Origin of the sequence: Neptuniibacter sp. QD48_11 (genome assembly GCF_047778095.1) — a bacterium.
In the GTDB taxonomy this organism is placed as follows: domain Bacteria; phylum Pseudomonadota; class Gammaproteobacteria; order Pseudomonadales; family Balneatricaceae; genus Neptuniibacter.
This window is the reverse complement of the sequence record NZ_CP180551.1, coordinates 1,885,773-1,908,194: the sequence shown is the minus strand read 5'-3', so window position 1 is coordinate 1,908,194 and position 22,422 is coordinate 1,885,773. Positions and strand designations below refer to the sequence as shown.

Below are 22,422 nucleotides of genomic sequence, written 5' to 3'. Positions count from 1 at the left end.
TTACTATTTTGGGCTTTGGATGTTAGGGAGTGATACGTCTCTAAACAGAAAACGTTGCTGAAAACTATCACTGGTTAAAGAGACTAATCGGGTTAGCAAGCTGATGACTAGAATGCTGAAAATCAGCCTAGCCCAAAGAATTCCAGAAAGGTCAGCCCCCATAGTCATGATGAGTAAGGTGTCTTCGATTAAACTGTGGCACAGACTAAGTAAGCAAAGCGCTGAAAAGCAGTCTTTAGGGCTAACATTGCCACTTTCTGCTTCACGGATAAGTAAACCACCGCCAAACGACAATCCAAGGGTCACGCCGACGATCGCAAGAGATGTAGCTTTCTTACTGATGCCCATTAGCCTTAAAAAAGGTTGTAACAGCCAAATCATTAAGCGTTCTATGTGTAGCCAGCGGAGAAGCTTTAGAAGTGTGAGCAGTGCTGTGACTATTACCACGATCATAGCAAGGCTTTGTAGCTGGGTGAGTACCCAGTTAATCAGGCTTGGATCAGTAGCTTCAGGTTGCCACAAAAGCTCGACTGGTGTGTTAAGCCAGTCGCCGGCAGAATAGGTCAGATTAAGTAGAGCGCCTAATACAAGCGCGCCCACAAAACGCAAAAGCAGGGCGAATATAAGACGCATACCTGCTTTTTGAGTGATTCGTAATTCCAGCGGTAGTCCGTGAGCTACAAGGAGCATAGTGCCCAGAACTGTAACTTGGGCAACAGTGAGGTTCTCTTGAGGTGCTGCCTGAAAGAAAATTACTAAGCCTGCATAGATATTGGTCAACATGGTTGTTGCCCAGACGATCCCCATAGATTCAGGCAGTCCAACAAACAGCATCAGTGGTTCTAATACAGCGCTGATGTAAGGAATGGCACCAATCTCTTCCAAAATCTTCACAGCAATGATGATAGGTATGGTTAGCTTGAATAGCAGTAAGCAGACAGCATAGATCTCCCGACCAAGATCGGGCAGTGTTTTGGTTAATAGGTCATGTGTACTTACTGGCTTAATCATCATGGTTATGCTTCAGTAGATTGAATTAGCTATTTTAATTAAGCTTGTGAAAATAAAATTAGAAAAACTATCCTATTAGTTAATAAAAATTTTGTTTTTACGGTTATTTTCTAATTTAATTCAAAAAAAAAGTTAATGAGTGGAATCTAATGGATGTTCAATTAGATCGTATTGATCGTCATATTCTTAAATGTCTACAGGTGGATAATCGAATAAGTAACCAAGCACTGGCTGAGGAGGTAGGTTTGTCTCCGCCAGCATGTTTGCGAAGGGTTAAACAGTTACGTGAGCAGGGCATCATTATGGCCGATGTGGCCATAGTAAACCCGAGGGCTTTAGGTAAGGTGCTGAATATCATCGTAGAGGTAGAGATGATAAGAGACTCTATCGATGTTCACGACATGTTTATGCGAAAAATGCAGGACGCCACAGAGGTTACTCAGTGTTACCAAGTGACGGGTGATATCGATTTTGTATTGGTTATTATGGTGCCGGATATGGAAGCATACGAGGCGTTTGCTCGTCGTGACTTAGCCAGTGATCCGAATCTTAGAAAATTTCGCTCGTTAATCTCATTACGTAGAAACAAGTTCACGACAGAAGTAGATGTAGATCATCTTTAAGTTCTTACAGAAGAGGGTATTGAGCGAGAGGTGTTAAACAAAAAAGCCGGCTTAGGTAAGCCGGCAAAAGAAGCACGTTTGTCAGGGTATGTACAAACGTTATGGTGAAGATAGTGATGTGCCTTTTATTGAGATCTATATCATCGAATAAAAGGCACCGGGTAAGAGATATTAAGCAAACAGATATTAGCTATCTTGTTTAGCTTTAACCTCTTCGTACCATAGGTCGTGATGTTGTTTAGCCCAGGTTTCGTCAACGTAACCTGTCTTCATTCCTTCTAGTGCACCTTCAGTACCTACAGTACCGATATAGATGTGACCAAAAGAACCAACAATCAGAATCAAAGAACCAGCAGCATGTAGTAAGTTGGCAATCTGCATAGTTTCACGAACTTGACCGAAGTTTTGGAAATCCAAAACCAAGCCACTACCGCAAACAACGATACCAACGATTGTTAGAAGCCAGAACCAAACTTTTTCACCGCCATTCATGTATCCAGCACTAGGGTGGGCTTTGCCGATAATGCCGCCACCTTTTAGGAACCAGATTAGGTCTGTTCGGTTAAAGAAGTTATGTTTGATCCAGCGAACAATCATAAACAATAGGCCGATTACAAAGATCGGACCTAAGTAGTTATGCGCTAGCTTGCAAAGCATAATGTAGCTTGCCCACAACGAATCACCCATTGCTGCTCTTAAGAAGAACTTCCCGTAAAGGATGCTCAAACCAGAGATTGCTAAGATGATAAACAGGATAGCCACAGTCCAATGGTTTGCTCGATCTAGACGTTTCCACCGCTCAATAAGCTGACCAGAACGCGGGTGATCAAGTTTTTTCTGACCAACGATTAGGTAGAAAATTGCTAGAACAGCGAGCGTACCGCCAATAGCATAAGCACCTGCAGGTGTAACCCATTGGTTACGCCAGTGGCGCCATTCTTCGCCTTTCACATTGATCAATTGACCTGCTTCTCGAGCTTGAACTTGAGTGCGACCTTCTTCAGCTTCCTTCACAACCTGCCAATAGTCAGCGCCAGCAAAGCCAGCAACTTTGGCATCTGAAGGTACTGCTTGAGCAAAGCCTGAAAAAAGGAGCGCAATAAGCAAAACAATTCGAGATGGCAATATAAAGCGGAGCATAATGTCCCCTCTAGTCAATGTGCCGGGAGCGAACTCCCAGCAACCTGTTGGGTTTATCAGACTTTCTGAGTTGCGTCGTAAGACAGATCTTCTTCTGTCATAGACCAAGCACCGTCGTTGTGACCACGGTAGATCACACGCTCACGGAAGATGTCAGAAACGTCGTTGGCATCACCAGCAAGTAGGGCTTTTGTAGAGCACATCTCTGCACATAGTGGCAGTTTACCCTCAGCAATACGGTTAGCACCGTATTTAGCTTTCTCTTCAGGGCTGTTGTCCTCTTCTGGGCCGCCTGCACAGAATGTACATTTGTCCATCTTGCCACGCTCACCGAAAGCAGCGTCGCTAGGGAACTGTGGTGCACCAAATGGGCAAGCGTATAAGCAGTAACCACAACCAATACATAGGTCTTTGTTATGCAATACGATGCCGTCGTCTGTCTGATAGAAACAGTCAGTAGGGCAGACCGCCATACATGGAGCATCAGAACAATGCATACATGCTACGGAGATCGAAGTTTCACCCGGTTCACCATCGTTGATCGTTACAACGCGGCGACGGTTGATACCCCATTCCACTTCATTTGCGTTTTTACATGCTGTAACACAGCCGTTGCATTCGATACAACGCTTGGAGTCACAGAGGAATTTCATTCTAGCCATTGTCTGTTACTCCTTACGCAGTAGCTTTCTGAACGCGACACAAGGTAACTTTAGTTTCCTGCATCTGTGTAACTGGGTCATAACCGTAAGTGGTAGCAGTGTTAGCTGCTTCACCCACTACATAAGGTGCTGCACCTTCTGGGTACTTATCAGTTAGATCTTTACCCTGGAACTTACCACCGAAGTGGAATGGCATGAATGCAACGCCTTGTTCTACACGGCGTGTAACAAGTGCTTTAACAAGAACTTTACCGCCTTCAGCACCTTCTACCCATACATCTTCGCCATCTTTAAAGCCAAGAGTATTTGCATCAGCAGGGTGTACTTCAACGAACATGTCTTGTTGTAGTTCAGCAAGCCATGGGTTAGAACGCGTCTCTTCACCACCACCTTCATACTCAACCAGTCGGCCGGAAGTAAGAATGATTGGGTACTCTTTAGAAAGATCTTTGTCCTGAATAGACTTGTACATAGTCGGTAGACGGTACATGGACTCAGAGTCATCCCAAGTTGGGTACTTGCTTACTAGGTCACGACGAGTCGTGTATAGCGGTTCACGGTGTAGAGGTACTTTGTCTGGGAATGTCCAAACAACAGCACGTGCTTTCGCGTTACCGAATGGAGAACAGCCGTGAGCGATAGCAACACGCTGAATACCACCAGAAAGGTCAGTCTTCCAGTTTTTGCCTTCAGCCAGCTTCTTCTCTTCAGCAGTCAGGTCATCCCACCAGCCAAGCTTCTTAAGAAGTTTGTCAGTGAATTCTGGGTAACCGTCTTTAATGTCAGAACCTTTACCGAAAGAACCTTCAGCTAGTAGGTTAACGCCGTCACGTTCAACACCGAAACGTGCACGGAAGGTCAAACCACCTTCAGCTACAGATTTGCTTGTATCATAAAGGATTGGTGTGCCTGGGTGACCCTGCTCAGCAGTACCCCAGCATGGCCATGGCATACCATAGTATTCGCCATTAGCTGGACCGCCTTCACCTGCAAGCGTGTCGTAGTTAAACGTGTGCCAGTTTTTCTGGTGTAGTTTAAGACGCTCAGGGCTCTGACCTGTGTAACCGATAGTCCACATGCCTTTGTTGAATTCACGCGTGATGTCTTCAACTACAGGCTGGCCGTTTTGGATAGCGATGTTTTTGAACAGTTGCTTCTCGAAACCGAACTTCTTAGCAAACAAGTACATGATTTCGTGGTCAGGCTTAGATTCGAATAGAGGCTCGATAACCTGGTCACGCCACTGTAGGGAACGGTTAGAAGCTGTAACAGAACCGTAAGTCTCGAACTGAGTACATGCTGGGATCAGGTAAACACCGTCTTTACGATCAGACATTACCGCAGCATGAGTTGGATACGGATCAACGATTACTAGCGTATCTAGTTTTTCGATCGCTTTTTTCATTTCTGGACCACGAGTCTGGGAGTTCACAGCGTGACCCCAAGCAACCATAACGCGAACGTTATCGTTCTGATCCATCAAGTTTTTGTCTTCTAGAACACCGTCAATCCAACGAGAAACTGGAATACCTTTGTTGTTCATAGGTTTCAGTTTGCGGTGAACTTTCTGGTCGAAGCGGCTTTGCATCCACTCGAAATCTACGTCCCAAACTTTTGACCAGTGCTTCCAAGCACCGTCGGAAAGACCGTAGTAACCAGGTAGTGTGTGAGATAGTACGCCAAGGTCAGTAGCACCCTGTACGTTATCGTGGCCACGGAAGATGTTAGTACCGCCACCAGATGTACCCATGTTACCTAGGGCAAGCATCAAGATGCAGTAAGCACGAGTATTGTTGTTACCCGTAGTATGCTGAGTACCACCCATACACCAGATAACAGTACCTGGACGGTTTTCAGCTAGCTCTTTAGCGGCGCGGCGCATTTGTGCTTCTTTAACACCAGTAACACTTTCAACTTCTTCTGGTGTCCAGTTTTTCACTTCTGCACGAACTTCGTCCATGCCGTATACGCGCTGTTGGATAAACTGCTTGTCTTCCCAACCGTTCTCAAAGATGTGCCACAGTAGGCCCCAGATGAACGCAACGTCAGAGCCTGGGCGAATGCGGATGTATTCGTTCGCATGAGCTGCTGTACGAGTGAAACGAGGGTCAACACAGATGATGTGCGCCTTGTTGCGCTCTTTAGCACGGAAGATGTGCTGTAGAGAAACAGGGTGAGCTTCAGCTGGGTTAGAACCAATTAGCAAAATAGATTTTGCGAAGTGGATATCGTTGAATGAGTTTGTCATCGCACCGTAACCCCAAGTGTTTGCTACACCGGCTACAGTTGTTGAGTGACAGATACGCGCTTGGTGGTCTACGTTGTTAGTACCCCACATTGCTGCGTATTTACGGAATAAGTAAGCTTGTTCGTTGCTGAATTTAGCCGAACCCAACCAGTAAACTGAATCTGGGCCAGATTCTTTACGAACCTGTAGCATTTTGTCACCAACTTCGTTGATAGCGTCTTCCCAGGAGATTTTCTTCCATTTGCCATCAACAAGCTTCATTGGGTATTTCAAACGACGGTCACCGTGACCGTGCTCACGTAGGGCTGCACCTTTAGCACAGTGTGCACCTGCGTTGAATGGGTGGTCGAATGCTGGCTCTTGACCAGTCCAAACACCATTTTGTACTTCAGCGTAAACACCGCAACCTACAGAGCAGTGTGAACAGATAGTACGTTTTACTTCTGTAGGTGCGCCTGGAGCTACAGTCGCAGCTTCAGCTTGCTTCATCATGCCTGGTGCCATGATACCTGCAGTCGCAACACCACCCGCTGCTACACCTGAGTTCTTCAGGAAGCGACGGCGGCTCAAACCTAGACCGGTTGCCTTCGACGGAGCCGCAGGCTGATCGGATTTTTTCGTTAGTCTCATTTCCTCACCTCTTGCGGCTATCAGTTACGACAAGTTTCGTAAAAGTTACGAACGTGCTCAGTTTCTTTGTAACCGGAACCTTCCTGTTTCTCACCTGATTCAGCAGTAGTAACTTTTGCTTGTGCTGTGCCTGCTACGGCAACTGCACCAGCGGCAGTACCCGCTAATCCAAGTTTCTTCAAGAAGCCGCGGCGGCCTGTGTTAGGCTTTTCTTGCTGGCTCATTTTGTTTCTCCGCATCAACGTCGACAGATTTTGTCTGTCTTTGCCCTGTTTTTATTGTTTTCCGCCCTCACGTGCGGCAGGTGATAACTGCAGGTACCAGTTATCTTCCTGTTGCATAAACGCATGACCTAACAAGCCAACCGCAGTATAAAAAACGGCAGTTTTTGCGCTCTGCAAATCTGTAAAAAACTTTTCTGCCCAGGTTTGGATATGTTTCTGCCAAAACTGGTGTTGTACTTCATAACCACGACCTGTGCGGATCAGCATGCTCATCACTTCACATAGCGCCGCAATGTGGTCTTCTGGTTCTTTCACGTTTTCTTGGCGTTCAAAACCAAGAATTTCAAGATCTTCACGTAGGAAAGCTAGTGGTTTTTCCATTAGGGAGCCGGTTAAGTACCAGCACGCAAACGGCATTAACTCACCACGTCCTACACCGATGAATAGTTGGGTGTATTCATCTTCTAGTTGAGATGGCTCAGAGTGTTTCGCAGCTAGAGCAAGGGTGCTCCAAGCTCGAGCCATTGGTGTGTCTTCATCCTGATCTGATTCAAGCTCTTTTAACCAAGCAAGTAGGTCAGCTTCAGGCTGTTTGCGTAGCATTGTTGCTAGTAGTGCGTAAATGTCTGCGCGAAGCTCATCTGTTTCTTGTAGAGCAGGGGCTGCATTGATCATGTTAGTCATATCCTGCTCCTTACAGTTCTAGTTGCTTTTCAGGGTTAGCGGTCAGATCGGTGTAGATGTCATTTACACGACAGTCTTCACACATTTTTAATCGTTGAATGGCATCGCCTTGGAAGAAACGATGAGAGCTCAGCTTCTCGATCATTTTGTCTACAGTGCGTTTAGGCGCAAATGGCTTGCCGCACGAGATGCATTCAAATGCTTCGTCTGTGTGGATCTGAACGGGTTTTGCGCGTTCAGTTTTTAGATTTAGCTGTGTAACAAGCTCAATTGCATTTTCAGGACATGCGCTTTCACACATGCCGCATTGCACGCAGCTTTGTTCACGGAAATTAAGGGCCGGCATTTCTCCGCCATCAGTCAGAGATTGGGTGGGACAGACGGCAACGCAAGACAGGCACAATGTACAGCTTGAGCTGTTTACGTTGACCTGACCGAAAGGAGCGCCCGCCGGCAAGGCAATAGAATCTTGGTTTGCAGTTTCGCCATGCTCTGTTAAATGCTCTAGAGCAACGAATAATGCTTCACGCTTATTTGTCTCAGTTACAACTGAAATAGTTGGGATAGTGCGGTAAGACGAAGCAGCTTGGTCGTTAGGCAGATCATCTTGTGTGATTAGTTTAATCTGCTCAGTAGAGTAGCCTAGCCCTTCAAGCATAGCGTGAGTTGTTTTTAATTCACGCTTAAGCAGATCGCGAACCATCTCAGGGACATTAGGCGTATCTAACAGTAAAACTAGCTGAGCGCCTGAGGCTAAACTGACTAACCAGCTTTCTTGTCCTGCAGCTGCCACTTCTTCTAGAGACACAGGTAGAACATTGTCAGAAAGGAGCTCTGGATGGTTAGCAATGATCTCAGCGCCAACTTCATGATCATGGATCAGAATCGTTGGTTCTGTGCCGCCATTATTCTGATAAGTAGAAATCAGGCGGTGCAAATAATTATGTAGCATCACCGGTTGAGGTAATGCGTAAGAGATCGCTCCAGTAGGGCAGGCTGTGGCACAACCACCAGCGCCATGGCACATGTGTGGGTTGATCTCGATTAAATCTTTAAAAGAGGTAATCGCATCTGCAGGGCACACATCTAAGCAGCGTGTGCAGCCTGTTTGACCTCGATTGCTGTGTGCGCAGATGTCATTATTAATTTGGAAATAACGAGGCTTTTCAAACTCACCGATGTAGTTCGGTAGCTCTTCTATTACTTCAGAAAACTTGCTGCTCTCAGGTGAAACGTGGAAGTAGCCAGCAGGCGTTAGATCTGTAGTGAATAAAGACTCTTGGCCCAAGTTCAAAATCAGATCAAAGCAGTTTTTATTCTGAGCAATCTTTGCGAAGTTTTCGTTATTACCCTGATGATCGATAGTAACTTGAAACTGACCTAGGAAGCCTTTGGTCTGGCTAAGCTTCGCCGTGTGAACTTTAAGTTCAGGTGCAGCGTCAATTGCGCGTTGCAGATGATCAGTATCAGTATTGCTAATTGGGTCGGTAGCAAGAAGAGTAATGCTTGCCATGCCGGACAGTTGTGCTGCAGCTAAACGAATAGTGTCCTCGGCACCCGTAATTAATAGGTGACCGTAGGTGCTGTAAGTTACTGTCGCAGGCGCTAGGTTCTGCGGAAAAGATACTTGTTTTATCGCCAAATCACGTGCTTTGGCGTTTACACTCTGCTCTGTCGTCATTCTCTACCTCACTGACTGAAATAGGGTGCATTCTGTCGATGCTTTAGTCTCTATTTCAGGGGCGACTCAAACGTTTAGGTTTTTCGTCACAATTTGTTGTTTATATAAAGCAATCGGAGAACCAGTTTTTGGCTGTAAAAATTCCCCTAAAGCGCACTTAGGTCTGTCGTTTTTGTTTTTCTTAAGTTAGGGTGGGACAAAGTGTCTCTATGGGTCAAAAAGGGTTGAGTCATTCCGACTCTTTGTCCTAAGTTGCTGAAAAAATTAGCATTCAAGATCGGCATCGCCTAAGTCATCAGAATCATCTAGATCACTAAAGTCGCGGCTTTCGACCTTGGTCGTATCGTTGGTGCTCTCTGGATCTTCTTCGGTCTCGCCGCTAACGCCTTCTTTAAATCCTTCTTCGGCTTCCTCGATTTTTTCATCTGCCCAACTTCGAAGTTTGGAAACGACTTCTTGGGTAAGTGCAGGCATTTTGCTGAAATCTTCATCGTAATCGTTAAGGCCGTCACGAATGTTGAACTCAGGTAATCTGAATAGTTTTCTTAGGGCGAGATTGCGAAGTTCTTCTGACACACCAGGTGAAAAAAACTGCTCGAAATTGGAATCGTTATCCAGTGATTCAATATCTGGCATATCTTCATCGGTTAGAGGGGGTAACTCTTCGGTATCAACAGCTTCCTCTGAAAGAGCGGCTTCTGTTTGAGATTCTTCTATTGGCTCAGCTTGCTGCTCAGCTTTACGTTGTGACCAGCGAGAAAAAAATGATTGGTTATCGCTCACTGCTACGTCCTTTGCCTTTTTTCTTCTTTTTACCGCAATCGATTAGTTCACCGTGTATGCCTAGGTAGGTGTCTATCCAGCATTGAACGGCCTGCGGCATCGAAACTTCTAACATTTTATGTTCGCCATCCATAAAAGAAGCAGCGTCGTCTTGACTAGCTGTTATGTGGATTGGCGTTAATGTGTTGTCCATCTCGTCTTCATTGCACAAGACAAAGAGGTGTGGTTGCTGAGAGTCTAAGTTAAAGCGATAGGCTGTTCGTTCATCTTTGTGCAGATCTAAATCAAGGTGGAAGAAGTTAGGCTTATCGTCTTGATGAGGCTCAATGGCATCTATCTGCCAGCGTTCTGTATCCCAGCCGTTAACTTCAATGCTTTCAACTGAAAGAGAAACTTGAAGTGGCCAGTTATCTGTTGTTTTTGTTGCAGACATCTTTTGTCTTCCGTCGTGGGGAATTCTCCTTTGTAGTTCTGCAAACTACGGGCCATCTCTTTATTTAATAGCTGTTGAGCGTGAATAGGTGGGCTTAGAGGTGCTTAATGCGCAAATGCTATGACAATTATTCCCATGTTTTTAAATGGTTGGGACAAAATGACCCACTTATAATGACCTAGTACTTACTGGAAGCAGAGTTAAATGTATTAATTGGTAGAAAATATAAGGTCATCGCAAGGTAGGAACGTAAATTGCTACTAAGGAGAGAAAGTTACGAAGAAGATGGCGTGACGCTGTATTAATAGAGTTGGAATATGCAAAACGTGTCAGAAATCATAATAAGTAATGCATCTGCGCAGCTTACTCACGAAGTAGAGGCGATCGACGAACAAGGAAGTGTTCGACAGGTTCAAATTGCCTGTGAACGCCCATTAACGATTTATCTAAATAAAAGAGAGATTGTTACCTTAATGACTTTGGGTGGTGATCCTGAAGCGTTAGTCCTTGGTTATCTTCGAAATCAGGGCTTTATACATTCTCTATCTGATCTTAAAGCAATACAGGTAGATTGGGATGTTGAAGCGGCCGCTGTTGTAACCCATGGCGAACCTGAAGGCTTGGAGGAAAAGCTTCAGCAGCGCACAGTGACTAGTGGTTGTGGTCAAGGCACGATGTTTGGCAGCGTAATGGAAAAGCTAGAGGAGGTTAGATTACCTGAAGTAACGATTAAGCAAAGTACTGTTTATGCGCTGTTAGATAACCTTAATAAGCATAACGATACCTATAAGAACGCGGGTGCAGTACATGGTTGTGCTATCTGCGAAGGTGACCAAGTGGTTTCTTTTATTGAAGATGTTGGTCGTCACAATGCAGTCGATACACTTGCTGGACGTATGTGGCTTCAAGGAATAGATACCGATAATAAGATTTTCTACACAACGGGTCGCTTAACATCTGAGATGGTTATTAAAGTTGCGCAGATGGGGATTCCTGTATTGCTGTCTCGCTCAGGTGTAACCCAGATGGGTTTGGAGTTGGCCAGCGAACTGGGTATCACGATGTTGGCTCGAGCCAAAGGTAAGCATTTTCTACAGTTTAGTGGTAATGCATCATTGATCAGAGATGTTCAGTTACCGCCTAAACAAAATTCTGTTAAGCAAGCAAGAACGGAGGCATAAGATGAGTGATATGTCTCAAGCGTTTATGAATGTTAAGCAGCTGGCTGATTATTTGCACCTGAACGAGAAGAAAGTGTATGCAATGGCTGCTGAGGGTGAGATTCCAGCAACTAAACTGACTGGTAAATGGTTGTTCCCCAAGTCACTGGTAGATCGCTGGTTATTGGAGAGCTGCCATAGTGGCATGATGGCCGATCGATTGTTGCTATCTGGTAGTGATGATCCTTTATTGCAGGCAGCAGCTAATAGATTGACGCAACATCTCAGAACTAAAGCGTTATTCAGTTATACGGTAACGGGTACAAAGCTTGGTTTAGAGCTTCTTGCCCAGGGGCATGCTGATGCCTGTGCGATTCATTGGGGGCGCGCCGAAGAAAGCGATGTCCGACATCCTGCGCTGTTACAACAGTTCTCGCAATCTAAGCATTGGATTTTGGTTCATTTGTTTAACCGCAGCCAAGGTTTGATTATGCGACCGATGGACCTCGAACGCTTACAAGACCCCAATGAGGCGCTGGATTACAGTACTCGCTGGGTTACACGTCAAGAAGGTGCTGGCTCGCAGCGCTTTTTGAATGAGTGGCTGGCTGGACATGCTTTCCCGCAGGATCAGCTGACTGTAGGCAGTGTTGCATTCTCTGAGCGAGAAGTTGCTTCTTTAATTGCAAAGGGTGAGGCGGATATAGGTCCGGGAACCTTGAGTGCAGCTAGAGAGTTTGGGCTTGGCTTTATCCCAGTGTGCGATGAAAGCTTTGACTTAGTTGTTCCGCGGAATGTCTATTTCCGGAACTTACTGCAAAACCTATTCGAATTCCTTCAGAGTCCAGAGGGACTGTCCTTGGCTCAGCGCCTTCAAGGTTATGATTTAAGTCGATGCGGTCGCCTCATTTGGAGTTCAGATCCAGGCTAAGCGTTCATAGCGCGCCTATTGGTCCTTTCTGCGGCTGCAAGGCCATCCAGAATGCCATCGACACCGCCATCCCCCGTGGGGTTGGCGGTTTTTAGTAGATAAACTTTGAACATGGTTCCAAGCTCTTCTTCAGAGCGGACGGTAATGTCGCCACCATGCCGGCGAATGATGCCGTAACTTACAGATAAACCAAGTCCGGTACCGCTTTTCTTGGTCGTAAAGAATGGATCAAATATACGCTCTAGATGTTCTTCGGAAATGCCTTTTCCCTGATCTATAACACTAATGGTTGCGCCTTTAATCTCTCCATTCTCAATCCAATCATCAGTTTGAATAGTTACTACGCCTGGGCCTTCGAGTGCGTGTGAGGCGTTGAGTATTAGGTTAACCAGAACTTGCTGTACTTGCTGGCAGTTAACTTCAATAGGACAGGTTGCATGATAATTTCGCTCTACGACCACTTGCTGTTTCTCAAGCGCATGAGAAACTAGCTGCAAAGTATCGTCGCTAATACTGTTTAACTGTAAATGTTCGTATTGCTCTAAATACTGACCGGGTCGACTGTACTGCAGTAGGTTGTTAATTAGGGATCTTATCCGATATACCTGCTCAATAACCATGTCTACTTCATCCTGAGCGGGTTTAACGGCATCGCCGAGCTCTGCAACCAATAGATCCATATTTCCAAGGATTACCGCTGCTGGGTTATTAATTTCGTGAGCTATACCTGCGGTAAGCTCACCCAATACGGCCAACTTTTCTTTATCAAGAAGCTGCTTTCGGGTGCTTTTTAGTAGCTTGATATGCTGCTTGAGCGCATCCGTACGGTTTTTTAATGAGCGAGTTCTTTTTTCAACTGTAATCTCTAGCTGATCATTGGCTTGTCTGATCTGTTTCTCGCGCTCTTCAATTAGATCAAGCATGACATCAAACTGTTCGGCTAGCTCAACTAATTCATCGGCTGCTTCAAGTTGCCCGATACGATGGTCGGTTTCGCCGTTACGAATGTCTGTTACCACTTTGTGGATTTTATTAAGTGGGCGGATAATAAGTTGAGTCTTTTTGAAAACAAGGACGGCAGAGACCAGCATGATCAAGGCGATAAGAGAAGCGGATTCGATTAGCGTCTTGTAATAAATCTTGGTAAAAGGGGCCTCTGTAAAACCAGCATAGATCATCCCGATTTTCTTGTTGTTGAAATCAAGTAGTGGCTTATAAGCAGAGATGTACCAATCGTTAACTACAAACGCTCTGTTTATCCATTTGTCACCTTTTCTTAGCACCTCTTTTCTTACTTCGGCCGATACACGTGTTCCGATTGCTCGTTGTTTAAGTGTTAATGGTGCTGAAGTTTTGACTGATTCTCTTTCTTGAGGAACATTGGTGCTAATTCGTACATCATCAAGGAATAGGGTGACCGTGCCGATGCCACCTTCGGGAAGAGTGCCTTCACCGTAGACAAGATCACGAATGGTATCTACAGCATCGGTGGTATTGTTGAGAATGGAGCCTGAGTCTAATACGCCGATTAGCTGCCCAAAATCATCTGTGATTGGCACGAGAGCGCGAAGCACCATGGAGCGGTCTTCAACGGTTCTGTTGCTTGGGATTGCGCGTGGGGTATCTATTAAATTGATATGTCCTTTGTCGCCAAGCCCCATATTAATTTGATCAAGTTCGTCTTTATGGATTACTGCTAATCCGGTTAAATTCTCTTTTAATAACAATCTTTTAGAAAGTTCTTGTAATGAAGGTTCTTGAGTTGAGTTTAGCTCTTGCGCATCAATGAATCTCAAGAAGTCTAAGGAGCGGCTTTGGCGAATTTCGTGTAACTGGCCTTGCAAAGCGTGACGGTTGTTTTGCTGAAGATTTGTTCTGAATTCGTAACTGTTACCAAGCTGCATCAAAATGTTTTGATGTTCTTGTTGCATAAAATTAAGGGTGCCGCTGGCTACAGAAAGGTCTGCGCTAACCTTCATGTAGAGTTGGCGATCGGTATAACTGGTCGTCCAATAGGCCGCCATAATGGCAAAGCCTATTGCGGTTAACAGCAAAGGTAACAGGGTAAGTAATAGAAGTTTGTGTCTTAAGGTGCTGCTGAAATTATACCAACTGGATTTCATGCAGAGATCTCATCAACTGTTTCGTCCTGTTGAGCCCAAGCGGCCAATTTACGATCTAGAGTTTTTCTGGATACACCAAGCTCTCGGGCAGTGGAGGATTTGTTCCCAGAATGTTGCTCTAAGGTAAGCAGTATATGATGCTTTTCAACCTCGTCTAAGGACCAGCCAGCAAAGCTGCCGCAAGCTTTAGGTTCGCTGCTATCTTGCTCTTTGAAGTAATCAGCGGGGAGCTTGCCTAATAAGATACAGCGTTCAATTAAGTTTTTTAGCTCTCGAATATTACCTGACCAGTTGTAAGCCTGCATGGCTTTAAGGTCATCATGAGTAAACGGGATAGGAGATAAGCCGAGCTCGCGAGAAAGTTTTACTGAAAAATGATGGATTAGATCTGGAAGATCCTCACGGCGATCACGTAACGGTGGTAAGGTGATACTAAGAACGTTCAAGCGGTAATACAGATCTTCACGGAAGCGATTTTCAGCCACTTCTTCTTTTAGTTGCCGGTTGGTTGCTGCAATAATGCGTACATCAACGCTAGTTTCTTGCTCGCTACCTACAGGTCGAACAGCTTTTTGTTCTAAAGCACGCAAAAGTTTAGCCTGCATGAGCAGTGGGATTTCGCCTACTTCATCAAGAAATAGAGTGCCGCCGCTAGCAAAATTAAACAGACCTTCACGGGCTTTGTTTGCACCCGTGAAAGCGCCTTTAGTATGTCCAAATAGCTCCGCTTCTAATAGATCGGGGGCAATAGCACCACAGTTAACCGGTACAAATGGACCGCTTCGATTGCTCAATTGATGAAGCATACGTGCAGCGAGCTCTTTACCTGTGCCTGTCTCGCCTTCAATAAGGACTGCAGAAGGGGTGTTGGCTACACGATGGATGACGTCAAGAACTTGTTTGATTGCAGGTCCAGTACCGATCATGTCGGTCATAGGGAAGGCGTTATCAACTTCTCGTCGTAATACAAAATTAGCTCTTTCCATTGCGCGTTTATCAAGGCAGCGATCAACAGCATTCATCATCTGCTCAAGACGGAATGGCTTTAGAATGAAGTCGGAAGCGCCGGCTCTGAGTGCTTGAATGGCAGTATCTAGATCGGCATAGGCGGTCATAAAGATAATGTCACTACTACGGTTGGTATCTTCGAAGGCTTCATGCCATTCCATACCGGATCGGCCGGGTAGCTTTATATCAACGATTAAGAGATCAAAGTGGCAGCGCTTTCTGAGTTCTTCAGCTTCTTCTACACTTCCTGCTGTTTCTACTAAGGCGAATCGTTTTGCGAGAGCTTTTTGTAGGAAGCTTCTCATACCGACTTCGTCATCAACAACTAATACTGATACTGCGGGAGCTTGCGTGCTTTGCAGAGGTGAATTCATTTCAACTCAAATCTCTAAAAATGACCGTGATGGCAATGTCTGGGAAAGGGATCCAATTTTATTGGACAATTTGTCCCAGTCAATGTTTTGTTTGGTCATTATGACTCATAAATAGCTAAACAGTGATAATACTATTGTTTCATTTTTTCTCAATTTGGTTCGGGGTTGCTGGATTTCTGATCAAAATACCTTTTTAACAGAAGGGCTTATTCACATTAAGTCTAAAAAATTTATATGATCCCGCAATTGGCATTCATATTGCTCTTATCTGGGAGATGAGTAGCAATGACCCCTTACACAGGCTGTGTAGGGTGCGAACTCTAGAAAAATATAATGATTAAATAAGGAATATAGAGATGAAAAAGTGGATCGCGGCAGCCCTCTCCACAACGATTTTGGCAGCAACGTCAGTTACAGCTGTTGCTGAAGAGCAGATTATCCGTTTAGCAACTACCACGAGTACTTATAACTCTGGTTTATTAGACAAGTTGTTGCCTGTATTTGAAAAACAGCATGACGCTAAAGTGCAAGTTATCGCTGTCGGTACCGGTAAGGCGTTACGTATGGGGGTAGCAGGTGATGTGGATGTGGTCATGACTCACGCGCCTAAAGCTGAGAAAAAGTTTGTTGATGGCGGTTTTGGTGTAAGTCCTAAAAGCGTTATGTACAACGATTTTGTAATCGTTGGTCCAGCAGCTGATCCTGCAAAAATTAAAGATTCTAGCAATGTAGCAGAAGCTTTAGCGTCTATTGCTAAAGTTAATGCTGATTTCATCTCTCGTGGTGATGATTCAGGTACACATAAGAAAGAGCTTTCTTTATGGGCGGCAACTTCGCAAGGTAAAGAGTTTGCTAACTACAAAGAGGTTGGTCAGGGCATGGGTAAAGTGCTTCAGATCGCTGATGAGCTTAACGGTTATACAATGACTGACCGCGGTACTTGGTTAGCTTACGAAGACCGCCTTCAGCTAAAACTTTTGGTTCAGGGTGACAAGCGTTTATTCAACCCATACCAGATCATCCAGGTTAATCCAAAACTACACGATGGTTTGAATGTAAAAGGTGCTGAACAGCTTTCTAACTGGTTCGTATCTTCAGAAGGTCAAACAATGATCAATGATTTCCGTATTAAAGGTAAAGCATTGTTCCACGGTTCTGCTCAAGCAGAAGTAGCGACTAAGTAAACAATTATTTAGTATGTTGCCTGTGAATGCTAACTGATTGCTTTCACAGGCTCTTTTCTCTGATGTAGTAGTAAATAATGCAAGATAATCTGTTAGACACGTCGATGTTGGCTCTGCAGTTGTTGTTTAGTTTTGATGCAGATCTTTGGAATATTATTGGCGTTTCTTTTCGAGTTTCAATTACAGCAATCGCGATTGCCACTGTGCCCGCTATTTTAGTGGGTTTTTTATTGGCGATGTGTGATTTTAAAGGGCGTTCAATCGTTATTGCTCTTTTCAATGCGCTAATGGCAGTACCTACCGTGGTGGTCGGTCTGACTCTATATCTTATGCTGTCCCGTAGCGGTCCGTTTGGAGATCTTCATCTTTTATTTACCCAGCCTGCCATGATTATTGGTCAGGTCATGTTGGCATTTCCGCTTTTGGTTTGTATGAGTCATTCAGCTTTTCAAGCAGTTGATAGAAGGGCTTGGGAAACCGCGCGTACATTGGGTGCGGGTTACACCTTTTCAATTATCACGATTATGCGTGAAGCAAGATTTGCCTTGCTTGCTGTCGTGGTGGCAGGTTTTGGTCGAATCATCTCAGAAGTTGGTTGTTCGATGATGGTCGGCGGCAACATTATGGGTTATACGCGAAACATTCCGACAGCGATTGCGCTGGAAACGAGTAAAGGGATGTTTGCCCAGGGCGTGGCACTAGGTTTGGTATTGTTGGTGCTTGCTCTATTTTTGAATTTCACCTTGGCGTCAGTGCGAGGTAAAGGTCAGGCAGTCTAACGGCCTGATTGTGAGGATGTTATGAGTATCGAATTAAATGCTAGCAATCTGGTAAAGCGTTTTGACCAACGAGAGCTATTTAATATTGATAAATTGACGTTGAAAGAGGGCGAGAGCTTTCACCTGAGTGGTGATAACGGTGCCGGTAAGACAACGCTGATGAAAATTTTGGCGGGCCTAGATAAGCCTTGTGAAGGCTCAGTTACAGTAACGCCAAATAAACGTAGTTTTCTTAACACTAAATTGCACCCAAAGGTCGTTTACCTTCATCAAACACCGTACATCTTCGCTGGCACAGTGAAAGACAATATTGCTTATGGTTTACGCCTTCGTGGTGAATCTAGGCAAAAAATCAAAACACTAGTGGCTAAAGGGTTAGCTTGGTCTCGCCTAGAGTCTTTAGCTGAACAGCAGGCGCATTCTTTGTCTGGTGGTGAAAAGCAACGTTTGGCGCTTGCTCGCGCGTGGGTTTTGAACCCAGGTCTTCTATTTCTTGATGAGCCAACAGCCAATCTAGATCGTAAATCGGTAGAAACTGTTGCTGAATTAGTTAAAGAGATGGTTGATGGCGGTACCGCAGTCATGGTTTCTAGTCATCAAAGTAATTGTGTGACCGAGCTTTGTCAGCGCAACTTATTGCTAGAAAATGGTTCTATAAAAGAAACAGCTCAATTAAATGAGGCTAATCAATATGCATAATCCTGATCAAGTAACCGCCGTTATTCTTGCTGGTGGTATGGCTCGCCGAATGGGGGGAGTAGATAAAGGCTGGATGGAGCTAAATGGTAAGCCGCTTATTAAGCATGTTTTAGATGTTGTTCAGCCGCAAGTGGCGCGCTGTATGATCAACGCAAACCGTAGTATGGACGCCTATGGTACATTGGGATTGCCGGTTATTTCTGATCTTGAAGGTGATTTTCAAGGGCCATTAATGGGGATTGCTACCGGTCTTCATCATGCTGCAACTGATTGGGTGTTATTTGCACCATGTGATGGGCCGTTTTTACCTCCAGTCTTAGTTCGTCGCATGTTGCTTCAAGCGCGAGAACAAAAGGCAGAAATCGCTGTTGCAACTGATGGCAAGCGAATGCAGCCGGTTGTTGCTCTGATTCATCGAGATCTACTTGGAAGTGTCCAGAAAGCCTTAGCTTCTGGAGAACGTAAGATCGACCGTTGGTATGCTCAGCATAACTACACGGAAGTTGATTTCTCTGATTTCCCTGAGGCTTTCACCAACGTGAACCGTCGCGATGATCTCGATGATCTTCAGCAGATGCCAAAACTACTTGGCTTTGCAGCTTGGAGTGGTACAGGCAAAACTACATTATTGAAAAAGCTGATTCCAGCTCTAAAAGAAGATGGTATCCGTGTTGGTGTCATCAAGCATGCTCACCATAAATTCGATGTTGATCATCCGGGTAAAGATAGTTACGAGCTTAGAAAAGCTGGTGCTGATCAGATGCTGATTAGCTCCGGTAAGCGTTGGGCGTTAATGGTTGAGCAGGATCAGGGTGATCGCCCATCTCTAAACCATATGTTAAGTCGCATGGATCACTCTCTTTTAGATCTGGTCTTGGTAGAGGGCTTTAAGCAGGAGTCTTTTCCTAAGATCGAGTTGCATCGCAAAGAGATTAATAAAGGCCTCATGTATCTTGAAGATGAAAACATAATTGCGGTGGCTTCGGATGAGCCATTACAATTGCATCGAGAACTACCCTTGTTCAATATTAATGACACAGACGAAATTCTGCGTTTTATTAAAGAGTACATCAGCTAGGTAATTGATTGATGAGCGAAGTGTTAAGTTGTTTTGATCCGGCTGCTAATCCGGGTGGTATGTTACCTGTTGCTGAAAGTATTCAGACCATACTCAATCAAATTGATATTCAAAGCAGCGCTGAAACTGTAGCTGTCTCCGAAGCCATAAATCGAATTTTGGCGGTAGATTTAGTTTCTGGCATTAATGTTCCTCAACAACGAAACTCAGCAATGGACGGTTATGCTGTTGCCGCTGATGGTTTATCTGATGAATCCTTGGATGTTATTGGTCGTGTTTTTGCGGGTGAGGCCTTCTCGGGTCAGGTCGGTCCAAACCAGGCAGTAGAAATCATGACGGGGGCGCCAGTGCCCGAGGGTGCTGATAGCGTCATCATCAAAGAAGCATGTACACGAGAGGGTGAGCAATTAACTTTCGTTGGGTCGGTCAAAAAAGGGCAGAATGTCCGAGAGGCGGGTGAGGACATCGCTGAAGGAGAGACGGCACTTAAAGCGGGATGTCCTTTACGTCCTCAAGAGTTAGGTTTAATAGCTTCACTAGGTCATACTGAGGTGACAGTTTATCGATCTTTAAAGGTCGCCATCTTCTCTACGGGTGATGAAGTTACAGCGCAAGGTCAACCGCTACCTAAAAACTGCATTTACGATACAAATCGTTTTTCACTCACCGGGCTTTTGCAGCGTTTAGGCTGCGAGGTGATTGATTACGGAATTATCGAAGATTCACAGCAGGCAATGGAAGAGACCTTACGTAAGGCATCTAATGAAGCCGATATGGTGATCTCCTCTGGTGGCGTATCGATGGGGCAGGCCGACTTTATTAAAGATGCGTTGGCTGCTGTAGGAAAAATCAATTTCTGGCGTATAGCGATGCGTCCAGGTCGTCCGCTAGCCTTCGGCAAGCTCGGCAATACACCGTTTTTCGGACTGCCGGGTAACCCTGTTGCTGTGATGGTGACGTTTACTCAGTTTGTTCAGCCTGCGCTGCGTAAAATGGCGGGGGAGCTAAATTGGCAACCAAGACGTATGGTGGCAATTGCTGAGACTTCTCTTCGATCTAGGCCGGGTAGGACTGATTACAGCCGTGGTGTTTATTCAATTAATGACAATGGCGAATTGGTTGTTAGGTCTACAGGCAGTCAAGGCTCTGGCATCTTAACTTCTATGGTTTCTGCCAATTGTTTAATCGAGATCTCTGATGAGTTTGCAGGTATCGATGCAGGGCAAAAGGTCACTATTCAGCCATTCTCAGATCTTATTTAAAGAGCTTTTCGATTTTTTAAATAAGGGCTGATTAAGGCCCTTTTTTTGTACCTGAATTTGTCATATCGCTTTCATTGTTTGGTCATAAAAATAAGGTTTCATTAACTAACTTAATCTCGCCCGTAACGGGCTGTTAGTAATGAATTAGGACTGATAGATGAGTAGCAAACTTCGATTGGCTAATTTGCCATTAGAGCAGGATGAAATGGAAGAAGACTATATGGATGGTCAATACGCGGATCATCAGCGTAGGAAGGTAGCGAAAGGAAAGCGAAAAAAACAGGGCTCTGATAATTATATGGAACAGCGCTCTTTAAAGCGTGATTTCGATATGAATATGCCGAATTTCTAAGTCGTTTGCATAAAAAAGGAGCTTATTTAAGCTCCTTTTTTATTGGGTCTAGCAGAATTGGCTAGCGCTTTTTCTTTGCAGAAGACTTGCGGCCAATAACTTGGGTGCGCGTTGCTTTATTGTGCTTCTTCTTAGGACCTTTCTTGTGAATGCGCTTTCTCAGGCCTTCTCGACTACCCACTTCGTAGCCTTTGCGGAATATACGTTTGATCGGTGTGCCAATAAGGCGCTCAATGCTATCTAAAGCACTTTCTTCCTCTCGGCTTACAAAAGATATAGCCTTGCCTTGAGTGCCTGCACGACCCGTACGCCCTACGCGATGAACATAGTCTTCAGCTAGATAGGGAAGATTGTAATTTACAACGTGTTCCAATCCTTGAATATCCAATCCACGCGCAGCAACTTCGGTTGCGACCAGTACTTGGATTTTGCCTGCTTTAAAATCTGCAACCGCTCGACGGCGCGCGCCTTGGCTTTTATCGCCGTGACAAATAACAGCTTCAATGCCGTCTACTTTTAGATCAAGCATCAGCTCGTTAGCTTGAGCTTTTGTGCTGGTGAATACCAATACTTGAAACCAATTTTCTTCCTGTATCAGCTCGGCAAAAAGATCTGCTTTACGCTTTTCCTCTACTGGGTACACAACATGATCGACTGTATCTGCAATCGAGTTCTGTCTAGCTGCTTTGATCTGCTCAGGCTTCTTCTGAATCTTTCTCGACAGCTTGTGGACAGCGTCAGATAAAGTGGCAGAGAAGAGCAAGGTTTGTTTTGAAGAAGGTGTGGCTTCCAAAATAGTCAGTACATCTGTAACAAAGCCCATATCTAGCATGCGATCGGCTTCGTCAAGAACAGCAAATTCAGTTTTGCTAAGGTCTACATTGCTACCGCTTAAGTGTTCGATTAAGCGGCCTGGTGTGGCAATCAGTACGTCTGCACCGTGACGTAATTTCTTCTTCTGGGTATCAAGGTTTACGCCACCATAAACGGCCAAGACTCGAAGATTCAGGTGTTTATTGTACCGGCCAATCGTTTCTGCAAGCTGTTGTGCGAGCTCACGAGTAGGCGTCAGGATAATAGAGCGAATCTGACGTTCGGCTAAGTCACGCGGATTATCAGAAATTTTCTGCAGAATAGGGATGGAAAAGGCTGCTGTTTTACCTGTACCTGTTTGGGCATTAGCAAGCAGATCTTTGCCGCGGCGGCCGGGCACAATTGCTTGCTCTTGAATTGGGGTCATGTCTGTATAGCCGCATTCATCCAGAGCTTGTTGTAACTCAGGTGATAGGTCTAGTGATGAAAATTTCATATTGCCCCTCAAGAGACTTGCAAAAAGCGGCAATTATAAAGCAA

The 22,422-nt window shown here is 45.0% G+C and carries 21 protein-coding genes; 9 read left to right on the top strand and 12 right to left on the bottom strand.

What is annotated here, in order from left to right:
• Nucleotides 1-3 precede the first annotated feature (3 nt).
• Nucleotides 4-1,014 carry a hypothetical protein gene (locus tag ACMXYU_RS08680; protein WP_415898325.1) on the bottom strand — a complete coding sequence of 337 codons (1,011 nt, stop codon included), beginning with the start codon at nucleotides 1,012-1,014 and terminating at the stop codon, nucleotides 4-6.
• Between the two features lie 146 nt (nucleotides 1,015-1,160).
• On the opposite strand from ACMXYU_RS08680, the gene ACMXYU_RS08675 reads away from it, so the two are divergent.
• On the top strand, nucleotides 1,161-1,634 hold the full coding sequence (locus ACMXYU_RS08675; RefSeq protein ID WP_415881341.1) for an Lrp/AsnC family transcriptional regulator: 474 nt from the start codon (nucleotides 1,161-1,163) through the stop codon (nucleotides 1,632-1,634).
• A gap of 186 nt (nucleotides 1,635-1,820) precedes the next feature.
• Here ACMXYU_RS08675 and ACMXYU_RS08670 read toward each other — a convergent pair whose 3' ends face one another.
• The 8 genes from ACMXYU_RS08670 to ACMXYU_RS08635 all read right to left on the bottom strand — a co-directional run bounded on the left by ACMXYU_RS08670 (nucleotide 1,821) and on the right by ACMXYU_RS08635 (nucleotide 10,119).
• Nucleotides 1,821-2,774: a formate dehydrogenase subunit gamma gene (locus tag ACMXYU_RS08670; protein ID WP_415898324.1), complete on the bottom strand. Its 954-nt coding sequence runs from the start codon at nucleotides 2,772-2,774 to the stop codon at nucleotides 1,821-1,823.
• 56 nt (nucleotides 2,775-2,830) lie between these two features.
• The gene (gene fdh3B / locus ACMXYU_RS08665) at nucleotides 2,831-3,436 is read right to left on the bottom strand and encodes a formate dehydrogenase FDH3 subunit beta (protein ID WP_415881339.1); all 606 of its coding nucleotides are present in this window, start codon (nucleotides 3,434-3,436) and stop codon (nucleotides 2,831-2,833) included.
• Nucleotides 3,437-3,449: 13 nt separating this feature from the next.
• On the bottom strand, nucleotides 3,450-6,314 hold the full coding sequence (locus tag ACMXYU_RS08660) for a molybdopterin-dependent oxidoreductase (RefSeq protein ID WP_415894601.1): 2,865 nt from the start codon (nucleotides 6,312-6,314) through the stop codon (nucleotides 3,450-3,452).
• 20 nt (nucleotides 6,315-6,334) lie between these two features.
• Nucleotides 6,335-6,538, bottom strand: a complete 204-nt coding sequence (locus ACMXYU_RS08655) for a hypothetical protein (RefSeq protein WP_415881337.1) — start codon at nucleotides 6,536-6,538, stop codon at nucleotides 6,335-6,337.
• 51 nt (nucleotides 6,539-6,589) lie between these two features.
• Nucleotides 6,590-7,222 carry a TorD/DmsD family molecular chaperone gene (locus tag ACMXYU_RS08650; protein ID WP_415881336.1) on the bottom strand — a complete coding sequence of 211 codons (633 nt, stop codon included), beginning with the start codon at nucleotides 7,220-7,222 and terminating at the stop codon, nucleotides 6,590-6,592.
• Between the two features lie 10 nt (nucleotides 7,223-7,232).
• On the bottom strand, nucleotides 7,233-8,903 hold the full coding sequence (locus ACMXYU_RS08645) for a 4Fe-4S binding protein (protein WP_415898322.1): 1,671 nt from the start codon (nucleotides 8,901-8,903) through the stop codon (nucleotides 7,233-7,235).
• A 264-nt stretch (nucleotides 8,904-9,167) separates the two neighbouring features.
• Entirely contained in the window at nucleotides 9,168-9,686 is a 519-nt protein-coding gene (locus tag ACMXYU_RS08640) for a DUF3306 domain-containing protein (protein WP_415898321.1), read from the bottom strand.
• Nucleotides 9,676-10,119: a DUF3305 domain-containing protein gene (locus ACMXYU_RS08635; RefSeq protein ID WP_415898320.1), complete on the bottom strand. Its 444-nt coding sequence runs from the start codon at nucleotides 10,117-10,119 to the stop codon at nucleotides 9,676-9,678. Before ACMXYU_RS08635 ends, ACMXYU_RS08640 begins: the two co-directional genes overlap by 11 nt.
• Nucleotides 10,120-10,445: 326 nt before the next feature.
• Between ACMXYU_RS08635 and fdhD the strand changes: the two genes are divergently transcribed.
• Both fdhD and ACMXYU_RS08625 read left to right on the top strand, forming a co-directional pair.
• Nucleotides 10,446-11,300 carry a formate dehydrogenase accessory sulfurtransferase FdhD gene (gene fdhD / locus ACMXYU_RS08630; RefSeq protein ID WP_415898319.1) on the top strand — a complete coding sequence of 285 codons (855 nt, stop codon included), beginning with the start codon at nucleotides 10,446-10,448 and terminating at the stop codon, nucleotides 11,298-11,300.
• A gap of 1 nt (nucleotide 11,301) precedes the next feature.
• A complete protein-coding gene (locus ACMXYU_RS08625) occupies nucleotides 11,302-12,210 on the top strand; it encodes a substrate-binding domain-containing protein (protein ID WP_415881331.1) in 909 nt (302 codons plus the stop codon).
• Here ACMXYU_RS08625 and ACMXYU_RS08620 read toward each other — a convergent pair.
• Complete coding sequence (locus tag ACMXYU_RS08620; RefSeq protein ID WP_415898318.1) at nucleotides 12,207-14,333, bottom strand: cache domain-containing protein; 2,127 nt, start codon at nucleotides 14,331-14,333, stop codon at nucleotides 12,207-12,209. The genes ACMXYU_RS08625 and ACMXYU_RS08620 overlap by 4 nt on opposite strands.
• Nucleotides 14,330-15,715 (bottom strand): sigma-54-dependent transcriptional regulator, encoded by a 1,386-nt coding sequence (locus ACMXYU_RS08615; protein ID WP_415888010.1) that lies wholly within the window; start codon nucleotides 15,713-15,715, stop codon nucleotides 14,330-14,332. Before ACMXYU_RS08615 ends, ACMXYU_RS08620 begins: the two co-directional genes overlap by 4 nt.
• A gap of 356 nt (nucleotides 15,716-16,071) precedes the next feature.
• Between ACMXYU_RS08615 and ACMXYU_RS08610 the strand changes: the two genes are divergently transcribed.
• From ACMXYU_RS08610 to ACMXYU_RS08585, 6 genes are all read left to right on the top strand, one after another.
• Nucleotides 16,072-16,899, top strand: a complete 828-nt coding sequence (locus ACMXYU_RS08610; protein ID WP_415898317.1) for a substrate-binding domain-containing protein — start codon at nucleotides 16,072-16,074, stop codon at nucleotides 16,897-16,899.
• A gap of 77 nt (nucleotides 16,900-16,976) precedes the next feature.
• Nucleotides 16,977-17,678 (top strand): ABC transporter permease, encoded by a 702-nt coding sequence (locus ACMXYU_RS08605; protein WP_415888012.1) that lies wholly within the window; start codon nucleotides 16,977-16,979, stop codon nucleotides 17,676-17,678.
• Nucleotides 17,679-17,699: 21 nt separating this feature from the next.
• Entirely contained in the window at nucleotides 17,700-18,377 is a 678-nt protein-coding gene (locus ACMXYU_RS08600; protein ID WP_415894322.1) for an energy-coupling factor ABC transporter ATP-binding protein, read from the top strand.
• Nucleotides 18,370-19,455 carry a molybdenum cofactor guanylyltransferase MobA gene (gene mobA, locus ACMXYU_RS08595; protein WP_415894323.1) on the top strand — a complete coding sequence of 362 codons (1,086 nt, stop codon included), beginning with the start codon at nucleotides 18,370-18,372 and terminating at the stop codon, nucleotides 19,453-19,455. Before ACMXYU_RS08600 ends, mobA begins: the two co-directional genes overlap by 8 nt.
• A gap of 11 nt (nucleotides 19,456-19,466) precedes the next feature.
• Nucleotides 19,467-20,717 carry a bifunctional molybdopterin-guanine dinucleotide biosynthesis adaptor protein MobB/molybdopterin molybdotransferase MoeA gene (locus ACMXYU_RS08590; RefSeq protein ID WP_415898316.1) on the top strand — a complete coding sequence of 417 codons (1,251 nt, stop codon included), beginning with the start codon at nucleotides 19,467-19,469 and terminating at the stop codon, nucleotides 20,715-20,717.
• 157 nt (nucleotides 20,718-20,874) lie between these two features.
• On the top strand, nucleotides 20,875-21,069 hold the full coding sequence (locus ACMXYU_RS08585) for a hypothetical protein (RefSeq protein WP_415888016.1): 195 nt from the start codon (nucleotides 20,875-20,877) through the stop codon (nucleotides 21,067-21,069).
• A gap of 61 nt (nucleotides 21,070-21,130) precedes the next feature.
• On the opposite strand, the gene ACMXYU_RS08580 is transcribed toward ACMXYU_RS08585, so the two are convergent.
• The gene (locus tag ACMXYU_RS08580; RefSeq protein ID WP_415881321.1) at nucleotides 21,131-22,378 is read right to left on the bottom strand and encodes a DEAD/DEAH box helicase; all 1,248 of its coding nucleotides are present in this window, start codon (nucleotides 22,376-22,378) and stop codon (nucleotides 21,131-21,133) included.
• Nucleotides 22,379-22,422: the final 44 nt, after the last annotated feature.

Excerpts from the sequence above, each read along its gene's own strand:
- ACMXYU_RS08675 (WP_415881341.1), top strand. The coding sequence starts at position 1,161 with ATGGATGTTCAATTAGATCGTATTGATCGTCATATTCTTAAATGTCTA.
- ACMXYU_RS08590 (WP_415898316.1), top strand. The coding sequence starts at position 19,467 with ATGAGCGAAGTGTTAAGTTGTTTTGATCCGGCTGCTAATCCGGGTGGT.
- ACMXYU_RS08610 (WP_415898317.1), top strand. The coding sequence starts at position 16,072 with ATGAAAAAGTGGATCGCGGCAGCCCTCTCCACAACGATTTTGGCAGCA.
- ACMXYU_RS08650 (WP_415881336.1), bottom strand. The coding sequence starts at position 7,222 with ATGACTAACATGATCAATGCAGCCCCTGCTCTACAAGAAACAGATGAG.
- ACMXYU_RS08660 (WP_415894601.1), bottom strand. The coding sequence starts at position 6,314 with ATGAGACTAACGAAAAAATCCGATCAGCCTGCGGCTCCGTCGAAGGCA.
- ACMXYU_RS08620 (WP_415898318.1), bottom strand. The coding sequence starts at position 14,333 with ATGAAATCCAGTTGGTATAATTTCAGCAGCACCTTAAGACACAAACTT.
- mobA (WP_415894323.1), top strand. The coding sequence starts at position 18,370 with ATGCATAATCCTGATCAAGTAACCGCCGTTATTCTTGCTGGTGGTATG.
- ACMXYU_RS08625 (WP_415881331.1), top strand. The coding sequence starts at position 11,302 with ATGAGTGATATGTCTCAAGCGTTTATGAATGTTAAGCAGCTGGCTGAT.
- ACMXYU_RS08670 (WP_415898324.1), bottom strand. The coding sequence starts at position 2,774 with ATGCTCCGCTTTATATTGCCATCTCGAATTGTTTTGCTTATTGCGCTC.
- ACMXYU_RS08645 (WP_415898322.1), bottom strand. The coding sequence starts at position 8,903 with ATGACGACAGAGCAGAGTGTAAACGCCAAAGCACGTGATTTGGCGATA.
- ACMXYU_RS08605 (WP_415888012.1), top strand. The coding sequence starts at position 16,977 with ATGCAAGATAATCTGTTAGACACGTCGATGTTGGCTCTGCAGTTGTTG.
- ACMXYU_RS08585 (WP_415888016.1), top strand. The coding sequence starts at position 20,875 with ATGAGTAGCAAACTTCGATTGGCTAATTTGCCATTAGAGCAGGATGAA.
- ACMXYU_RS08680 (WP_415898325.1), bottom strand. The coding sequence starts at position 1,014 with ATGATGATTAAGCCAGTAAGTACACATGACCTATTAACCAAAACACTG.
- fdh3B (WP_415881339.1), bottom strand. The coding sequence starts at position 3,436 with ATGGCTAGAATGAAATTCCTCTGTGACTCCAAGCGTTGTATCGAATGC.
- ACMXYU_RS08580 (WP_415881321.1), bottom strand. The coding sequence starts at position 22,378 with ATGAAATTTTCATCACTAGACCTATCACCTGAGTTACAACAAGCTCTG.
- ACMXYU_RS08655 (WP_415881337.1), bottom strand. The coding sequence starts at position 6,538 with ATGAGCCAGCAAGAAAAGCCTAACACAGGCCGCCGCGGCTTCTTGAAG.
- ACMXYU_RS08635 (WP_415898320.1), bottom strand. The coding sequence starts at position 10,119 with ATGTCTGCAACAAAAACAACAGATAACTGGCCACTTCAAGTTTCTCTT.
- ACMXYU_RS08615 (WP_415888010.1), bottom strand. The coding sequence starts at position 15,715 with ATGAATTCACCTCTGCAAAGCACGCAAGCTCCCGCAGTATCAGTATTA.
- ACMXYU_RS08600 (WP_415894322.1), top strand. The coding sequence starts at position 17,700 with ATGAGTATCGAATTAAATGCTAGCAATCTGGTAAAGCGTTTTGACCAA.